17 protein-coding genes are annotated in these 16,583 nt (G+C 69.4%); 14 read left to right on the top strand and 3 right to left on the bottom strand.

Annotated elements, in window-relative coordinates:
* The 7 genes from OG798_RS42455 to OG798_RS42425 all read left to right on the top strand — a co-directional run bounded on the left by OG798_RS42455 (window position 1) and on the right by OG798_RS42425 (window position 3,803).
* Window positions 1–543, top strand: a complete 543-nt coding sequence (locus tag OG798_RS42455; RefSeq protein ID WP_328758737.1) for a WhiB family transcriptional regulator — start codon at window positions 1–3, stop codon at window positions 541–543.
* Window positions 543–788, top strand: coding sequence for a hypothetical protein (locus OG798_RS42450; RefSeq protein WP_328758736.1), 246 nt, complete (start codon window positions 543–545; stop codon window positions 786–788). Before OG798_RS42455 ends, OG798_RS42450 begins: the two co-directional genes overlap by 1 nt.
* Window positions 785–1,258 (top strand): MerR family transcriptional regulator, encoded by a 474-nt coding sequence (locus OG798_RS42445; protein WP_328758735.1) that lies wholly within the window; start codon window positions 785–787, stop codon window positions 1,256–1,258. Before OG798_RS42450 ends, OG798_RS42445 begins: the two co-directional genes overlap by 4 nt.
* A 285-nt stretch (window positions 1,259–1,543) precedes the next feature.
* Window positions 1,544–2,095, top strand: coding sequence for a hypothetical protein (locus OG798_RS56715; protein ID WP_443054009.1), 552 nt, complete (start codon window positions 1,544–1,546; stop codon window positions 2,093–2,095).
* Between the two features lie 73 nt (window positions 2,096–2,168).
* Window positions 2,169–3,272 carry a class I SAM-dependent methyltransferase gene (locus OG798_RS42435; protein ID WP_267063966.1) on the top strand — a complete coding sequence of 368 codons (1,104 nt, stop codon included), beginning with the start codon at window positions 2,169–2,171 and terminating at the stop codon, window positions 3,270–3,272.
* 103 nt (window positions 3,273–3,375) lie between these two features.
* A complete protein-coding gene (locus OG798_RS42430; RefSeq protein ID WP_257016486.1) occupies window positions 3,376–3,504 on the top strand; it encodes a hypothetical protein in 129 nt (42 codons plus the stop codon).
* 92 nt (window positions 3,505–3,596) lie between these two features.
* Entirely contained in the window at window positions 3,597–3,803 is a 207-nt protein-coding gene (locus tag OG798_RS42425) for a hypothetical protein (protein WP_267063445.1), read from the top strand.
* 352 nt (window positions 3,804–4,155) lie between these two features.
* Here OG798_RS42425 and OG798_RS42420 read toward each other — a convergent pair whose 3' ends face one another.
* On the bottom strand, window positions 4,156–4,773 hold the full coding sequence (locus OG798_RS42420) for a TetR-like C-terminal domain-containing protein (RefSeq protein WP_267063444.1): 618 nt from the start codon (window positions 4,771–4,773) through the stop codon (window positions 4,156–4,158).
* Between the two features lie 68 nt (window positions 4,774–4,841).
* On the opposite strand from OG798_RS42420, the gene OG798_RS42415 reads away from it, so the two are divergent.
* From OG798_RS42415 to OG798_RS42405, 3 genes are all read left to right on the top strand, one after another.
* Window positions 4,842–6,176 (top strand): alpha/beta hydrolase, encoded by a 1,335-nt coding sequence (locus OG798_RS42415; RefSeq protein ID WP_328758734.1) that lies wholly within the window; start codon window positions 4,842–4,844, stop codon window positions 6,174–6,176.
* A 164-nt stretch (window positions 6,177–6,340) separates the two neighbouring features.
* Window positions 6,341–7,192, top strand: a complete 852-nt coding sequence (locus OG798_RS42410; RefSeq protein ID WP_121413298.1) for an IS5 family transposase — start codon at window positions 6,341–6,343, stop codon at window positions 7,190–7,192.
* A gap of 167 nt (window positions 7,193–7,359) precedes the next feature.
* The gene (locus tag OG798_RS42405; RefSeq protein WP_328758733.1) at window positions 7,360–8,106 is read left to right on the top strand and encodes a phosphotransferase family protein; all 747 of its coding nucleotides are present in this window, start codon (window positions 7,360–7,362) and stop codon (window positions 8,104–8,106) included.
* 88 nt (window positions 8,107–8,194) lie between these two features.
* On the opposite strand, the gene OG798_RS42400 is transcribed toward OG798_RS42405, so the two are convergent.
* On the bottom strand, window positions 8,195–9,784 hold the full coding sequence (locus OG798_RS42400) for a hypothetical protein (protein ID WP_328758732.1): 1,590 nt from the start codon (window positions 9,782–9,784) through the stop codon (window positions 8,195–8,197).
* Between the two features lie 141 nt (window positions 9,785–9,925).
* A complete protein-coding gene (locus OG798_RS42395) occupies window positions 9,926–10,675 on the bottom strand; it encodes a class I SAM-dependent methyltransferase (protein WP_328760149.1) in 750 nt (249 codons plus the stop codon).
* 321 nt (window positions 10,676–10,996) lie between these two features.
* Between OG798_RS42395 and OG798_RS42390 the strand changes: the two genes are divergently transcribed.
* From OG798_RS42390 to OG798_RS42375, 4 genes are read left to right on the top strand one after another with little or no spacing between them, the layout of a single operon-like run.
* Complete coding sequence (locus tag OG798_RS42390) at window positions 10,997–11,968, top strand: 2-dehydropantoate 2-reductase (protein ID WP_095851618.1); 972 nt, start codon at window positions 10,997–10,999, stop codon at window positions 11,966–11,968.
* Window positions 11,965–13,884 carry a molybdopterin oxidoreductase family protein gene (locus OG798_RS42385; RefSeq protein ID WP_328758731.1) on the top strand — a complete coding sequence of 640 codons (1,920 nt, stop codon included), beginning with the start codon at window positions 11,965–11,967 and terminating at the stop codon, window positions 13,882–13,884. Before OG798_RS42390 ends, OG798_RS42385 begins: the two co-directional genes overlap by 4 nt.
* Before the next feature lie 4 nt (window positions 13,885–13,888).
* Window positions 13,889–15,721, top strand: a complete 1,833-nt coding sequence (locus tag OG798_RS42380; protein ID WP_267063440.1) for an NADH-ubiquinone oxidoreductase-F iron-sulfur binding region domain-containing protein — start codon at window positions 13,889–13,891, stop codon at window positions 15,719–15,721.
* On the top strand, window positions 15,718–16,578 hold the full coding sequence (locus OG798_RS42375) for a 2Fe-2S iron-sulfur cluster-binding protein (protein ID WP_121414451.1): 861 nt from the start codon (window positions 15,718–15,720) through the stop codon (window positions 16,576–16,578). Before OG798_RS42380 ends, OG798_RS42375 begins: the two co-directional genes overlap by 4 nt.
* Window positions 16,579–16,583: the final 5 nt, after the last annotated feature.

Below are 16,583 nucleotides of genomic sequence, written 5' to 3'. Positions count from 1 at the left end.
ATGAGCCGAACTGCCAAAGCCCCGGCCACGATCGAGGCCGACCTTCGGATCCCTTTTCCCCACACCGACGCCCCGCTGGCGTGCCGCACGAACCCGGAGTGGTTCGCCCACGAGCACGGCCAAAACAGCAAGGACGACCTGGCCCGCATCGAGCGCGCCAAAACGGCCTGCAGCGGCTGCCCCATCGCCGCCGGATGCCTCAAGTGGGCGCTCGCCAACCGCGAGCTGACCCCCACCGGCATCTGGGCGGCGACCACCGCCCGGCAGCGCACCGGTCTGCGTCAGCGGCTCCAGCTGCGCCACGGGCTCGACTGGGTCGGCGTCGTCGCCCAGGCCGACCGCGAACGCGCCCGCTACAGCGAGGCTCGCCCGCCGACCCCTGACCCGGTCCAGGCCGCCAGCCCCATGTGGTCCAGCCACTACGAGCCCTGGACCGAGCCGATCACCACCGGCCAACAGCAGCGCAACTGCGAGCTCTTAGACCTCGCGCAGCGCACCACCCGCACCCGTTGCCCCACCGGGACCCTGGCGGAGGTCAGCTGATGGACACCACCCACGTCGCCGTCGATGGCTGGGTCGACGCCATCCCCGCCCCTGGCCCGCGCGGCACCGCGACGTTCGACCTGATCGTCCGCCCCGCCGACGCGGACACCACCGCCACCGACACCCCTGACACGGTCGTCTCCTGCACCAGCGGAGCCCCCCAGATCACCCACGCGTTGCTGACCGACATACAGCCCGGCGACCTGCTCCGTGTAACCGGCAACCTGGTCTTAATGTCGGCATGAAGTCAAGCGGAGACGGCGGCGCCGGCACGTTGAGCATCGGCGCCCTCGCGGCACGGTTCGGCCTGGCCACGCACGTGCTGCGACATTGGGAGGCTATGGGCCTGCTGCACCCCGGACGGGACGTCGGCGGGCGCCGCCGTTACGGTGCGGACGACCTCACCCGCGTGGCGACGATCCTCATCTTGAAGGAGGCCGGCCTTGGTCTGAACACCATCAGGAGCCTGTCCGCAACCGTCGACCGCACCACCCGGCACGAGATCCTGCATCCCGCGGCTGAGGAACTCCGGTCGAGAATCGCAGCGGCCCAGGCCTCGTTGGAACTCATCGAGGACGGCCTGAACTGCGAGTACGAGGACGTCACCCAGTGCCCGAACTACCGGCGGCTCATCGCCGAGCGGGCCGGCCATCGAAGTCCGGCCGGAGAGCCGGTGACCGAGGCCGAGGCCGTGGCCGTGGCACCAACCTCGTGAGACGGCACGGCTCACTCAACCAGGGTGTTCTGCGGCGGACTTGGCGCTAGGGCGCGTATCGAGTCGTGATCAACTGGTGGTCCGGACGAGGTGGCAACGACCGCGTAAGCGAGTTCGCCTGAGCAAGAACCCCACCAAGCCCAAGACCAGGATCCTTGCCACCGGAAACGACGCCGTCCGGCTCCTGGAACACCTCTACCGGCACGGAGTGGACCGCACGTCCGGTCCTGCTGGAAAGGGTTCTCCGTTCACCTGACCGAGACCTGTGCTCCCGACGGCCCCAACGTGATCACGGACGTGGCCACCACCGCGGCCATCACCCACGACAGCCAAGTCCTGCCCGGCATCCACACCCGCCTCTCCCGCCGCGGACTCCTGCCCGCCGAGCACCTGGTCGACGCCGGCTACGCCTCCCTGCCCCACCTGGAACAAGCCACCCGTGAACACCAGGTCACCGTCTCTGGACCACTGCGGAGTAACCCCCACCCGTACCGTCCCGCCGGATTCCGACTTCCCCTAGGACTGATCGACGACTCTCGTTCCCGCGTCCTCGTGACGCTCGGCGCCGCCGACACCGATGTGGGGGCGCGCTTCCTGGGCGGGTGCCTGGCATCCGTGCGCGAACGGACCGACCGGCTGCAGGAGGTGATCGTCGACCCGGGTCGCGCGCTCGGCGCCGACACCCACGACAAGGACGTCCTCGTTCTCCCCTTCGGTCCCTCAACTCCCGCTCCAGGAACGGGTGGACGCGGTAACCTGCCACGCCAGTCACAACAACACCATGTGCGAGGCCCTCTGGCACGCCGTCCCCCTCGTCGTGGCTCCCATCCGCGATGACCAGCCGGTCGTGGCCGGACAGGTGACCGACGCGGGCGCGGGCGTCAGGGTCCGGTTCGGCCGAGGAGGACCAGTGAGCAACGACCACAAGAACCGCACCCACGAGTACGAGCCCGTGTCCCCGGGCCGAGCCGAGCAGGTCGCAGCGCTGCGCCCGGTCTACCGGGCCGACCTCGCCGAAGGCCTGGACCGCTTCTTCGAACCCCGGCGCGACACCTGCCCGTGGTGCGGCTCGACCCGGTTGGCGACGCGGTTGCGCACCACGGACCTGATCCAGCACAAGCCAGGCCGCTTCGTCCTCGACCGGTGCGAGGGATGTCGGCACACCTTCCAGAATCCGCGGCTCAGCGAGGCCGGCCTGGAGTTCTATTACCGCGATTTCTATGACGGCCTGGGCGAGAAGCAGCTCGCCATGACCTTCGCAAGCCGGACGAAAATGTACGTGCAGCGTGCCGAGTCCTTGGTCCCCTTCGCCCCCACGCCCAAGGACTGGCTGGACGTCGGCACCGGTCACGGCCACTTCTGTGAGGCGGCCCGCACTGTCTTCCCGGATACAAGCTTCGACGGCCTCGACTTCACCGACGGCGCCGAACTCGCCGAGCGCGCCGGACGCGTGGACCAGGGCCATCGGGGCAGCTTTCCCGAGCTGGCTGAGCAACTCGCCGACGGCTACGACGTCGTCAGCATGTTCCACTACCTGGAGCACAGCACGGAACCGGCCCGCGAACTTCAGGCGGCGTACCGGGCCGTCCGACCCGGCGGCCACCTGCTGATCGAGGTCCCGGACCCCGACAGCCGCTATGCCCGCCTTCTCGGCCGCTGGTGGCTGCCCTGGCTGCAGCCGCAGCACCTGCACTTCGTCCCGGTCGAGAACCTGCGTGCTCGTCTCACGGATCTCGGCTTCACGGTGGTCGCGGAGCAGCACGCCGAACCCCACGACCCCGTCGACCTGCTGGCCGCTGTCTGGTTTGCCCTGGACGCGGTCGCACCGCGCGACGACCTGCCCTGGCTGCCGGTCCCGCCGTCCCGCCTTCGGCGCACACTGCGCGCCATGACAGTGATCGCCGGCATCCCGGCCTTGCTCCTGGGCAGGCTGCTGGACCGCCTAGTCTTCAAACGCGTGGCCCGGCCCCTGGGCCTTTCCAACGCCTACCGGCTGGTGGCCCGCCGGGACTGACCCCCGCGACGCGTACCGTCCTATGACGCCGTCATCGCCGGCCAGGCCCGCATGCGTCGGGACTGCGCCGCGCCGCGACTACCGCCTTGAGGCGATTCGCACGATGGACAGCCTCAACGCCGACCGACTCAACAACGCCCACGCCGAAGAGATCGCGAACGCCATCCACGGCAACACCGCGGCGCTGCTGCACGTCGCCGACACCATCGCCCGCACCAGCACGACCGTCTGAACACACTCCGCCGACACCACCAGCCACACAACCCGGAGCGCCGCGCGCCACCCTGCGGGCGCGGCGCTCCCCTTTTCGCCAAGGAGCCACAGATGCCCCTGAGCCCACCGGCACCGGCGCGAGCCCAGCAGCTGCTGGCGCAGCTGGAGCGGTACGGATCCCGCGAGAACGGGCAGCTCGCCGTCGGCCGACGCCTCCTGCAGGACCACCCCGACCTGCCGCTGACCGGCTTCGATCTCCCGCAGCATCTGCCCCGAGCCGGGCCGCCCCCTGCACAGCCTGATCCTGCGCGTCGGTGAACACGACACCGACGGCATCACCGCCTGGGCGCGCGCCCTGAGCACCGAGCCGGCCATCGACGGCGCCAGAGCGTACGTGCCTGCCCCTCACCCGCCTGCCGGCGCCAGTGGCCCGTCGACGACACCCCGAGCTCTGCGACTGCCGAGCACCACCAGGACCGCGCGGCCCTCGCCACCCGCTGACCCGCCCTCACCCTTGACGCGGCGGCCCGCACCGGTGTGGCCGGCCGTACGAGCCTGGAGACTCCGTGACGACCCCTGACGTGTTCATCGACTCCTACGGCGCCCGCCGGCAGGACGCTCCCCCGCCCCAGCAGGGACCGGGAGGGCCCGGATACCGGTCCTGATCCTGTCAAGGAGCGAGTTCGGCTTGGCGAAGGCTGCTGAACACCGCCGGGGTCGTCCATCCGCGCAACGTGGCGTGAATCGCCGATCGGAAGGCGGCCTCGGCCGTGGCGGCGTCGAGGGCCCCGGCCAGTTCGAGAGTCACGAGCCCGTGCAGGGTGGCCCAGATCGACAGGGCGATCGACGTTGCTTCGCCGACGAGGACGGACGCCGCCAACGCGCGATCGATCGCCGCGAGGAGCGGAAGGATCGGGTCACTGGCACCGACCTCCCCCGACGGGTCGAAGGACTGCACACCACCGAACAGCACCGTGTACAGGTGGCTGTGTCCGCGCCCCCAACGACGGTAGGCGACGGCCAGCCCGTAGAGGTCGGCGAGAGGGTCCGCTGAGGTCTGCGCCGCCGACAGGTCCTGGAACAGGCCGGCGACGGCTCTGTCGCGCACCGCACCGATCAGGCCGTCCTTGCCACCGAACAAGGAATACACCGCCGTCGTCGACGCCTCGGCAGCAGCGGCCACGGCGCGGACCGTGAGCAACTCCCGCGGACGGGTGGCGAGCATCTCGGTCGCGCACACCACAAGCCGCTCTTTGACGGCCTCGTCGTTTGTTCTCGGCCTACCCACGGCCAGCAGCCTACCCTCTTTGGTAACGTCGTTTTGAAACAGCGTTCTGAAACTGTTGGAGGTCCGCCGTGCCCACGTCCGCCATACGTCTCGTCCGCTTCACCGGACGCTTACTGCTGGCCCTGGCCGCCGTCGCGATGCTGGTCGTCGTCTTTCTCGCACTGATCGCCCTCACCGACGGGGCAGGCTCGGGGCTGGCCGCATGGTTGACGACCCTCGGAGTCGGGGCTGTCCTCGCGATGTGGCGGGGGCGGCGCCGCACTTGGCCGGCGCGGCTCGTGCCGTTCCTGCCGGTGGTTGTCGCGGCGGCATTGACGGCGGCGGTCTGCGTTCCGACCGTACCGACGGCCCGGCGGTACCCGCCCGCCCTGCCGTTCGTGACCACGCAGCACTGGAGCCTGTCCACCGGCAGCCGGGTCGCGGTGTATCACTACCCGCCCGCGAACCCCGGCCCCCGGCATCCCATCCCGTTCGTGTACCTCAACGGCGGACCGGTCCGTGGCATCTCGGTGCTCGACCACCGGTTCCTGCAACTCCTGGCACGCCAGGGCTACGACGTCTACGCCTACGAACAGGCCGGTGGCGGACGAAGCGACCTGCTCCCCATGGGCCAGTACACGATCTCCAGGTCGGTCCGCGACCTCGCCGCCTTCATCGACCGCCTGAACAAGGGCAAGGTCGACATCCTCGGATTCTCCTCAGGCGGGGCCGTGCTCACCCGAGCCCTGGCCGACCCGAGCGTCGCCGCACGCTTGCACCGGGCGATCATCGCCGAGCCCGGCCCCATGGACGGCCCCACCGCGCACATCACCGGGCACAAGGGCCGAAAATCCGCACGGGGCCTCGCGCCGGTCATGACCGGACCGCGATCGACGCACGTCCCTCGGTACGCCGTGGCATTCGGCCTCATGCGACTCGGACTCCTCACCCCCGCCACCGGACTGATCGGACAGGCCGAAGGTGACAACGCCTTCACCACCGCCGACCTCGGCGGTGACACCGCATCCGCCTACTGCGCGCGCGACGCGCACCGCATCCCCGCTGAGGACACCGCACAGAACTTCTCCTTCAGCCCCGCCGCCAGCCTCCGCGTCCAGCAGACGGTCAAGGACTCGCCCTCCATCGCACCGCAATTGCGCCAGTCCCGGACCCCCGCGATGCTGATGATCGCCGAGTGCTCCTCCCAGGTCCGTCAATGGGCGACCGCCATCCTTGCCAATGACCCCGCCATCCAACGCGCGCAGTACATGCCCGGAGTCGGACACCACATGTGGAACGGCCTCGACGACAACAACGACCGGGCCACCGCCGTCATCACCGCGTTCCTTCAGGACAAGCCAGCACCCCTGCCGAACTACCCGACCCGCGACGAGATCCCTACCTTCCTGCGCGACCACAAATGACGACGGTGCAGCCCGTCACCGGCAACGACGGGTGAACCCTCGAAGCCGTCCGGGCCCTGCGCCAGGTACAGCCAAGGACGACCTCTAAGAGGGCATCTGATCTAGGTAGTTGGTAGTTAGGGATGTTTTTGTGACTGTCGGGGATGGCTGTCGTTGAGCGAGGCGTGAACGCTCGTCGCCTGTACCGCAGTGATGTCTCCGATGCCCGCTGGGCCTTGATCGAACCGGTTTTCACGGCCTGGCGAGCCGGCCGGACCGGCCCCGGTACGGCGGCCCGGGTCCACGACTTACGGGAGATCGTCAACGCGATCCTCTACGTCAACCGAACCGGCATTCCCTGGGAGTACCTGCCGCACGACTTCCCGCCGTACAAAACCGTCTATGACTACTACGCGAAGTGGGAAGCGGATGGCACGACCCAGCGGGTCCACGACCTGTTGCGTGAACGGACCCGACGTTCCCACGGCCGCAACGCGGAGCCAACCGCCGCCGTGATCGACGCGCAGAGCGTGAAGACTTCGGCAAACGTGGCCGAGACCAGCCAGGGCATCGACGCCGGCAAGAAGATCAAAGGACGCAAGAGGCACCTGATCACCGACACACTCGGCCTGGTGCTGGCCGTCCTCATCACCGCCGCCAACGTGCACGACACCGCCGGCGGCAAGCTCCTGCTCGACGACCTGGCCGCCGCCCATCCCGGCGTGACCAAGGTGTGGGCCGACGGCGGTTACCAGACCAGCATCCTCAACCACGGCGCCGGACTCGGCATCGACGTCGAGGTGGTGCAGCGGCCTCGGGCGAAGGGGTTCGAGCCCCTGCCGAAGCGATGGGTGATCGAGCGGACCTTCGGCTGGCTCATGCAGCACCGCCGCCTCGCGCGGGACTACGAAGCCCTCCCACAGAGATCCCGCACGATGATCCACTGGGCAATGGCTAACAAAATGTCCCGCGAGCTGACCGGAGAATCCACCCCAACGTGGCGAATCGAAACGGACAACACTGCCATAGCAATCTGAAAGCTGATCAGATGCTCTCTAAGAACTCCTAACAAAAGTGGTGGGCTTGACCTGGTCAGAGGTCGGTGTCGTGCACGAGGCCGCCGGGTATCGGGACGCGGTCAGCCGCGTAATCGCACGCGATAAACCGGCGACGTCGGCGATCGTCCCCGGGATACTGGTCGCCCATGGATGAGGTCAAAGTCGTCGTCGCCCATTCCGAGCGCGCGACCCTGCGCGTCGGTGACGTGTTCTTGAAGGTGGACCCCGATCAGGCGCGCATCGACGTCGAGGTCGAGGCGATGTCCCTCGCGCCGGTCCCGACCCCGGAGGTCCTGTGGCGCAAGCCGCCCGTGCTCGCGATCACCGCACTCCCGGGGACGACGCTCGGGCGCCTCGGCGGGCCGTCGACCGGGTCGCCGGCGGCGTGGGCCGCGGCGGGCGCCGCCATCCGGAAGCTGCACGAAGCGCCCTTGCCGCCCCTGCCGGGGCGGGCCGGCCGGAGCATCGTCGCGCTGGCGGCGGAACTCGACGACGAGTGCGAGTTGCTCGTGACGAACGGTGTCCTGCGCGCTGACCTGGTCACCCGCAACCGCCAGGTCGCTGAGGCCGCGCTCCGGCCGTGGACTCCGGCGTTCACGCACGGCGACCTGCAGATCGCGCACGTCTTCGTCGACGGCGACGAGGTCACGGGCATCATCGACTGGTCCGAGGCGGGCCAGGGTGATGCCCTGTACGACCTCGCCACCTTCACGCTCGGACACGAGGAGCACCTCGACGACGTCGCCGCCGGCTATGGCACCGACATCGACCTCGACGTGATCCACGCGTGGTGGTCGTTGCGAAGCCTGCTGGCAGTTCGCTGGCTGATCGAGCACGGCCTCGACCCGTTCGCGCCGGGCTGTGAGGTCGACGTGCTGAGATCCCTGATGTGAGGCTGCGCGGGCCAAGCGGCGCGCTCCGGCCGGCTCACCAGCCCATTCTGAGCCGCATCGCCAGCTCCGAGTGATTGCTCCCGCGGGGTCACCCGCGAACTGAACACTCCAGGATGCGGCCGTCGACGGTCCCGACGAGCAAATGCCCTGGGCATGCTACAGCGAGAGAAAGTGCGGTGGTCGGTGCTCCGCCGACCTCAAGCTCGGTGTGCCATCGCACCGAGCCGCTGCCGGCGTCCAGTGCTGTCAGGGCTCCGGAGTTGTAGGCCACGTAGACCGTATCTGTGTCAGCATCAAGGGCGGTGGCGGGATGATCGGTCCGGTACTGCCACTGCACCGCGCCGTTCAAGGATCGCCGTACGACGTAGGCGCCACCCGGCTGGAGCCCATGCCCATGGTGGACGGCGCCGGCATACACCAGGGACTGCCCGATCTCGACCGCCGGACCCCCGAAGTGGTGCTCCTGCGGCACCCAGGAGTGCGGGAAGAGCCGCCGCAATGTCCCGTCGGCGCCCACGGCGGCGATCCACTTGTCCTTGTGCGGTTTATCCAGGTCAGTGCCTACCAGGACATACGGGCGACTCGCGCACCGGACTGCAAACCCGTGATTGAACAGGTCGAAGCGGCCTACCTCGGGACCGTCCGCCGGACTTTCGAGGTCGTACATCATCAGCCGTGCGGGACGCTTGCTGCGGCCGTCCAACGGCCTCAGGATCGTCCGCTGGCCGCCTGTGACGAGAACCGCGCACACGCCCGGGCTCAGGGTCTCCAGCACCTGCCCTGCGTCGACGGCGATCCTGGCGAGCCGAGGCGCGGACGTCTCCCAGCGTCCTTCCTTCCGGCGACCGCGGCGTTCGGCGTTGGCCCAGACCGATGTTCCGTCGGAAGCCAGAACCAGCTGGCGGCCGCCTTCCTCGTCCTCCACCGCCCACTGCCGGTCTCCTGACGGCAGCCACGACTCCGCCAGGACCCCGTCCAGAGCGGCCAGCACGCGGCCGTCCTCCATGCCTTCGACAGCCCACACCCGTCGACGTACGGACCACTGCCGACCGGCGGCGGCCGCGAGGTCCGCGAGAAGTCGGCGGGTCTCCGCGCTGTGATCCGACTGAACGGCCGGCTCCGCGGGGGCTGCCATTTCTTCAGCACCGATCGCCCGTTGTTCGACCGCGCCCCAGTCTGCGCGAGTGACAAGGACCGTATGTCCCTGCTTGTGTGCGTGCGGGTTGTCCCAGTCATCGCACGGGGCCAGGACCAGACGCAGTGCTGTCTCACTGCGCCATTCGACGCTGAGCACCTCCCGCGGGTGCTGCAACGCGGACACCACGTTGCCGGAGCCGAGGTGGATCAGCAGCAGCTCGCCTTCGAAGGAGTAGCCGCCGTCGTAGCGTCCCGTGCCGACGGCCAACAGGGGAAGAACGGGGTGGAAGGCGAGAGATCGTACGGGGTACCAGGACCTCACCAGATGCCGGCACCGCAATCCGTCCCGCTCATAGACACCGATCCGGTGCCCCGTCCATCTGGAGTCCGCGGTCCCACTGCCGTTCCACTGAACTGCCCCGACGTCCCCGCCCACAGCGACCATCCGCGAGCGATCGTCGATGACGGCCACAGCCGGCTCTCCGATTTCAGCGAAGGGCCCGTCGCCGAGCACGCGTCGGACGATCGGCAATGGGGTCATGCAGAGTCCCTCCCGGGGCGGCCCATGAACGACCGCCAATGATCTCGATCAAAGCCCTCACCCGCACCGCCCAGTGAGCACAGCCCGGTACGCGCCGGCGTCCTGGCAGTCACGGGCCGCCGGCCTCGGAGACTCGCCCGGTCAGAGCGGGCTGGCCATCCTGTAGACCGAGACATGGGAGCGCGACTCCGCAGTGAATTCCTTTCCCGTCCAGTCGGCATGCCTGGACTCCCGTGTCATTCCGGCCAGCTCGGCCATCAGGTCAAGTTCAGCCGGCCAGATGTATCGGTGCGGGCTGCGCAACAACCGGGCCTCGCGACCGGACTCGGTGTCGAACCGGAAGTGGTGCGAGACGACCTGCTGGCGAAGGACATCGTAGGTGTCGAGCCCGATGTAGCCCGTCGCCGACTCCCAGACCACGGCCTGCTGACCTGGCGGCAGCTTGCGCAGTTCGGGGACCCACAGCTCGACGACGAACCGGCCGCCCGGCGCGAGGTGGCGTGCGGCGTTTCGAAAACAGGCAACCTGCTCGGCCTGCGTGAGCAGGTTGGAGATGGTGTTGTAGACGAGATAGACGAGCTGGAACTCGCCCGGAACTCGTACAGTGGCCATGTCGCCGACGACGACCGGGATGGCCGCGTCGTCTACCTTCGTGCGGAGCTGATCGATCATCGGCTGCGACAGCTCGATGCCACTGACCGGGACTCCGCGCTCCGCGAGGGGAACTGCCACCCGCCCGGTCCCGATGGCGAACTCCAGCGCCCGCCCGCCGTCGGCGAGCTCCACGAGTCGGTCCACGGTCGGCCTCAGCACCGTCGGCGCGAACATACCGGTCCCAGGGGAGTCATAGCTCTGAGCGGCCTGGTCATCCCAAATCTCACTTTGAAGCATGAGCGGCGATGATTTCCCACCACCCCAGGAATGGCAACGCACTTTTTACAGAGTCAAGATGAGGATGCGCCGCCGGTTCGAGCTCCGGCTTGACCCAATGACGGTACCCCCGAGGAGCACCGGCGATGATCTGTGTTCCGGCCGGCACAGGACGTGACATGTGCCTCTCCCCCGCCGGCAGGCACCTCGGGGCGGGCCTCCAAGTGGTCCGTCGAGGTGTTGCGCGAAGCCTTGCCGCCCCAAGTTCCATACTGTAGACAATATTTCGTCGACAGAGTTCGGCAGTTCCTCGGTACCCTCGACCGAACGGAGCGAGCCACAGTGAAAGTCGCCGTTCTCGGCGCCGGTGCGATCGGCGCCTACGTCGGCGCCGCGCTGCACCGCGCAGGCGCCGACGTGCACCTCATCGCCCGTGGACCGCATCTCGCGGCCATGAGGCAGCACGGAGTCCAAGTCCTCAGTCCGCGTGGCGACTTCACCGCGCGCGCCCATGCCACCGACGACCCGGCCGAGGTCGGCCCGGTCGACTACGTCCTGCTCGGCCTGAAGGCCAACTCGTACGCGGCGTGCGGGCCGCTGATCGAGCCTTTGCTGCACGACACCACGGCGGTGATCGCCGCCCAGAACGGCATCCCCTGGTGGTATTTCCACCGGCACGGCGGCCCGCACGACGGCCACCGGGTGGAGAGCGTCGACCCGGACGGCGCGGTCAGTGCGGTGCTCGCGCCCGAACGGGCCATCGGGTGTGTCGTGTACGCCGCGACCGAGCTGGAAGGACCGGGCATCGTACGGCACTTGGAAGGCACCCGGTTCTCCGTCGGTGAGCCCGACCGCACCCTCTCCACGCGGTGCACGGCGTTCAGCGAGGCCATGACGGCCGGCGGCCTCAAGTGCCCGGTCGAACGGGATCTGCGCAACGACATCTGGCTCAAGCTGCTCGGCAACATCTCCTTCAACCCGATCAGCGCGCTGGCCCGCGCGACGATGCGGCAGATGTGCCTGCACGGCGGCACCCGCAAGGTCATCGAGATCATGATGACCGAGACGCTCGCGGTCGCCGAGGCGCTCGGCTGCGAGGTGGGCGTCTCCATCGAACGGCGGCTGGCCGGCGCCGAGCGCGTCGGCGACCACCGCACCTCCACTCTCCAGGACCTGGAGCGCGGCAAGCCGCTCGAACTGGACGTACTGCTGGCAGCGGTCGTCGAGTTGGCGGACATCACCGGCGTCGAGGTGCCCACCCTGCGCACCGTCCACGCCATCTCGGACCTGCTCGCGCTGAGGAGCGCCGCATGAGGAAACGTGAATCGAAGATCTACGCCCGGCTCACGCACCCCCTGGTCCGTGACGCGCGCGACGAGCCCTTCCGGCGGGCCGGCTGGGACGAGGCCCTGACCCGCGCGGCGTCCGGACTCAGTGCCGCCCGCGGCGCCTTCGGCCTGTTCTCCTGCGCCCGCGCGACCAACGAGATGAACTACGTGGCCCAGAAGTTCGCCCGGGTCGTGATGGGCACGAACAACGTCGACTCCTGCAACCGCACCTGCCACGCCCCGAGCGTCGCGGGCCTGAGCGCCGCCTTCGGTTCCGGCGGCGGCACCTCCTCGTACGCGGAGGTCGAGGAGACCGACCTCATCGTGATGTGGGGCTCCAACGCCCGCTTCGCCCACCCGATCTTCTTCCAGCACGTGCTGAAGGGGATCAGGAATGGCGCCCGGATGTACGCGGTCGACCCGCGCCGTACGTCCACGGCCGAGTGGGCGGAGAGCTGGCTCGGTCTGAACGTCGGCACCGACATCCCGATGGCGCACGCGATCGGCCGCGAGATCATCCACGCGGGCCTCGCCAACCACGCCTTCATCGAGCGGGCCACCAGCGGCTTCGAGGAGTACAAGGCGCTCGTCGAGCCCTGGACGCTGTCGCTCGCCGAGAAGGTGACGGGCGTACCGGCGGCGGCGATACGGCAGTTGGCGCACGCGTACGCCCGCGCCGAGCGCGCCCAGCTGTGCTGGACCCTCGGCATCACCGAGCACCACAACGGCACCGACAACGTCCGCGCGCTGATCAACCTGTCCCTGCTGACCGGGCACGTGGGCCGCCACGGCTCCGGACTCCAGCCCCTGCGCGGGCAGAACAACGTGCAGGGCGGCGGCGACATGGGCGCCATCCCCAACCGCCTCCCCGGCTTCCAGGACATCCTCGACCCCGAGGCGCGGCTGAAGTTCGAGTCCGCCTGGAACACCGTCATCCAGCCGCACTACGGGCTGAACCTGACGGAGATGTTCGAGGCCATGGAGGAGGGCACGCTCAAGGCCGTCTACTGCATCGGCGAGAACCCGGCGCAGTCGGAGGCCGACAGCGAACAGGCGATACGGCGGCTGGGCGCCCTCGACTTCCTCGTCGTGCAGGACATCTTCCTCACGAAGACCGCCCAGTTGGCGGACGTCGTGCTGCCCGCGACCGCCGGGTGGGCGGAGACGGAGGGCACCACCACCAACAGCGAGCGGCGTGTGCAGCGGGTGCGCGCGGCGGTCACACCGCCCGGTGAGGCCCGCGAGGACATCGACATCCTCTGCGACCTCGCCGCACGCCTCGGGCACGACTGGAAGTACGCCGACGCCGAGGCCGTCTGGAACGAGCTGCGGTCGGTGTCGCCGGACCACTACGGGATGACGTACGAACGTCTGGCGGAGCACCAGGGCATCCAGTGGCCCTGCCCCGACATCGGGCGGCTCGAACCCACCTATCTGCACGGCCGGTTGTGGGCCTCGGACCCCGCCGAGCGCGGTCGGCTCGCGCCGTTCGGGATCGTCCAGCACGACCCGCCCGTGGATCTGACGGACGAGGAGTATCCGATCCGGCTCACCACCGGGCGGCGGCTCGACTCGTACAACACCGGGGTGCAGAGCGGTGGTTTCGCCTCGCCGTTGCGGCGCGGCGAGTTTGTCGAGCTCTGCCCGGAGGACGCCGAGCACTACGGGGTCGTGGTGGGCGAGGAGGTCCAGGTCTCCTCGCGCCGGGGATCCGTCGTGGCACCCGTGTGGATCGACACCGCGCTGCGGCCCGGCCTTGCGTTCATGACCATGCACTTTCCCGACGAGGTGGACACCAACCAGCTGACGATCGAGGCGAACTGCCCGATCGCGGGGACGGCGGAGTTCAAGGCGTCGGCCATCCGGATCGAGAAGCTGCCGGTCGCGACTCAAGTGAGGTGATGTGGTGGATCTGCACTTCGGTGACAGCAAACCGACGGACGAGGAGCGGGCGGCGATCGACGCGCTGCTCGGTCCTCCGGAGTCCTCGTGGGAGGGCGCCGCCCGCGATGAGATGAGGGCCGCCGACCTCAGGTGGGCGCGCGGCGGTCGGGAGGCGCGCGAACGCCGCGACCTGCTGTTGCCGGGGCTGCACGCCGTCAACGACCGGATCGGCTGGATCAGCGAGGGCGCGCTCGACTACCTGTGCCGCCGGCTGACCGTGCCGCCTGCGGAGGCCTACGGGGTCGCGACCTTCTACGCGATGTTCTCGGTGAAACCGCGCCCCGCGACCGTGCTCCACGTGTGCACGGATCTCGCGTGCGCGGCGGCGGGCGCGGCGGAGCTGTGCGCGGGGGTCGAGGCGCGCCTCGGCCCCGGCAGCGGCGTCGGCGTCGAGCGCAGCCCCTGCCTGGGGTTGTGCGAGCGCGCTCCGGCGGCCCTCGCGGTCAGGGCGGGCGATCCGGTGCGTACGGCCGTGTCGGCGCCCACCACCGTCGCGCGGGCGGCGGAGGCGGCGAGCGCCCCCGACTCGGCGCCCGAGGAGCCGCCCGCGGCCTTCGCGGTACCCCAGGCGGGCGATCCCTCCCTCGTGCTGCTGAGTCGTGTCGGTGTGGTCGACCCCGCCTCGCTCGACGACTACCGGGCACACGGCGGGTACGCCGCCCTGCGGCGGGCCTTCGCACTCGGGCCGGCCGGGGTCATCCGTGAGGTCACCGACGCGGGCTTGGTCGGGCGCGGCGGCGCCGCCTTCCCCACCGGCCGTAAATGGCAGGCCACGGCGTCCCAGCCCGACCGTCCGCACTACCTGGTGTGCAACGCCGACGAGTCCGAGCCGGGCACCTTCAAGGACCGGGTCGTCATGGAGGGCGACCCGTACGCCCTCGTCGAGGCGATGACCATCGCGGCGTACGCCGTCGGGGCGCACAAGGGTTACCTCTATCTGCGCGGCGAGTACCCGCGCGCCCTGCACCGCATGGAGCACGCCCTCGGGCAGGCACGCGCGCGTGGGCTGCTCGGCGAGGACGTCCTCGGCCAGGGGTACGCCTTCGACATCGAGATCCGGCGGGGCGCAGGTGCGTACATCTGCGGCGAGGAGACCGCCCTGTTCAACTCGATCGAGGGGTACAGAGGAGAGCCGCGTTCCAAGCCGCCCTTCCCTGTGGAAAAGGGTTTGTTCGGTAAACCCACTGCCGAGAACAACGTCGAGACCCTGGTGAACGTCCTGCCGATCCTGACGAGGGGGGCCGAGGCGTACGCGGCGATCGGCACCCCGGGCTCCACCGGCCCGAAGCTGTACTGCGTGTCGGGCAGCGTGGACCGGCCCGGAATCTACGAACTGCCGTTCGGGGCGACGCTGGGCGAGCTGCTGGAGCTGGCGGGCGTGCGTGAACGGCTGCGCGCGGTGCTGCTCGGCGGCGCGGCGGGCGGCTTCGTACGGCCCGACGAACTCGAGATCCCGCTCACCTTCGAGGGCACCCGGGCGGCGGGCACGACCCTCGGCTCGGGCGTGGTCATCGCCTTCGACGACACGGTCCCGCTCCCCCGCCTGCTGCTGCGCATCGCCGAGTTCTTCCGCGACGAGTCGTGCGGGCAGTGCGTGCCGTGCCGGGTCGGGACCGTACGGCAGGAGGAGGCGCTGCACCGGATCGCCGAGCGGAGGGGCGCTGCGGCGGCCGACGACCTCGCCCTGCTCAGGGAGGTGGGCCGCGCGATGCGGGACGCCTCGATCTGCGGTCTCGGGCAGACCGCGTGGAACGCCGTGGAATCCGCGATCGACCGCTTGGGGGCCTACGAATGACCGCGATACCGCTGGGAGTGCCGCGTCGGCTCGTCGAGTTCACCCTCGACGGGCAGGAGGCCAGGGTTCCGGAGGGCTCGACGATCCTCGACGCCTGCCGGGCGGCGGGCAAGGAGGTCCCCACCCTCTGTCAGGGCGACACGCTCACCCCCAAGAACGCCTGCCGGGTCTGTGTCGTCGAGCTGGAGGGCGCCCGGACCCTCGTCCCGGCCTGCTCCCGCAAGGCGGAGGCGGGCATGGAGGTGCGGACGGACACCGAGCGCGCCCGCCACAGCCGCAAGGTCGTCATCGAGCTCCTCGCCTCCTCGGTCGACCTGTCAACCACTCCGGAGGTGGCCGGGTGGATCAAGGAGTACGAGGCGAAACCGGACCGCTTCGGCCCCGACGCGGCGCGCCTCGACGAGGAGCCGAAGATCGACAACGGCCTCTACGTCCGCGACTACGACAAGTGCATCCTCTGCTACAAGTGCGTCGACGCGTGTGGCGACCAGTGGCAGAACACCTTCGCGATCTCGGTCTCCGGGCGAGGATTCGACGCCCGGATCGCCGTCGAGCACGACGCCCCGCTGACCGACTCGGCGTGCGTGTACTGCGGCAACTGCATCGAGGTGTGCCCGACGGGAGCACTGTCCTTCAAGTCGGAGTTCGACATGCGCGCGGCGGGTACATGGGACGAGTCGGCGCAGACCGAGACGACGACCGTGTGCGCGTACTGCGGAGTGGGCTGCAACCTCACCCTGCACGTGCAGGACAATGAGATCGTGAAGGTCACCTCCCCGCACGACAATCCGGTGACCCACGGCAATCTCTGCATCAAGGGCCGCTTCGGCTACCAGCACGTACAGAACCGGGACTGATCAGG

Origin of the sequence: Streptomyces sp. NBC_00271, assembly GCF_036178845.1 — a bacterium.
Classification (GTDB): domain Bacteria; phylum Actinomycetota; class Actinomycetes; order Streptomycetales; family Streptomycetaceae; genus Streptomyces.
Note: the sequence above shows the minus strand (reverse complement) of the source record. Positions and strands in the feature narration are given on the sequence as shown.

What these genes read in the sequence shown, in the direction of transcription:
- OG798_RS42455 (WP_328758737.1), top strand. Translation starts at nt 1, where the DNA reads ATGAGCCGAACTGCCAAAGCCCCGGCCACGATCGAGGCCGACCTTCGG.
- OG798_RS42450 (WP_328758736.1), top strand. Translation starts at nt 543, where the DNA reads ATGGACACCACCCACGTCGCCGTCGATGGCTGGGTCGACGCCATCCCC.
- OG798_RS42445 (WP_328758735.1), top strand. Translation starts at nt 785, where the DNA reads ATGAAGTCAAGCGGAGACGGCGGCGCCGGCACGTTGAGCATCGGCGCC.
- OG798_RS42430 (WP_257016486.1), top strand. Translation starts at nt 3,376, where the DNA reads ATGGACAGCCTCAACGCCGACCGACTCAACAACGCCCACGCCGAAGAG.
- OG798_RS42425 (WP_267063445.1), top strand. Translation starts at nt 3,597, where the DNA reads ATGCCCCTGAGCCCACCGGCACCGGCGCGAGCCCAGCAGCTGCTGGCG.
- OG798_RS42405 (WP_328758733.1), top strand. Translation starts at nt 7,360, where the DNA reads ATGGATGAGGTCAAAGTCGTCGTCGCCCATTCCGAGCGCGCGACCCTG.
- OG798_RS42400 (WP_328758732.1), bottom strand. Translation starts at nt 9,784, where the DNA reads ATGACCCCATTGCCGATCGTCCGACGCGTGCTCGGCGACGGGCCCTTC.
- OG798_RS42395 (WP_328760149.1), bottom strand. Translation starts at nt 10,675, where the DNA reads ATGCTTCAAAGTGAGATTTGGGATGACCAGGCCGCTCAGAGCTATGAC.
- OG798_RS42385 (WP_328758731.1), top strand. Translation starts at nt 11,965, where the DNA reads ATGAGGAAACGTGAATCGAAGATCTACGCCCGGCTCACGCACCCCCTG.
- OG798_RS42375 (WP_121414451.1), top strand. Translation starts at nt 15,718, where the DNA reads ATGACCGCGATACCGCTGGGAGTGCCGCGTCGGCTCGTCGAGTTCACC.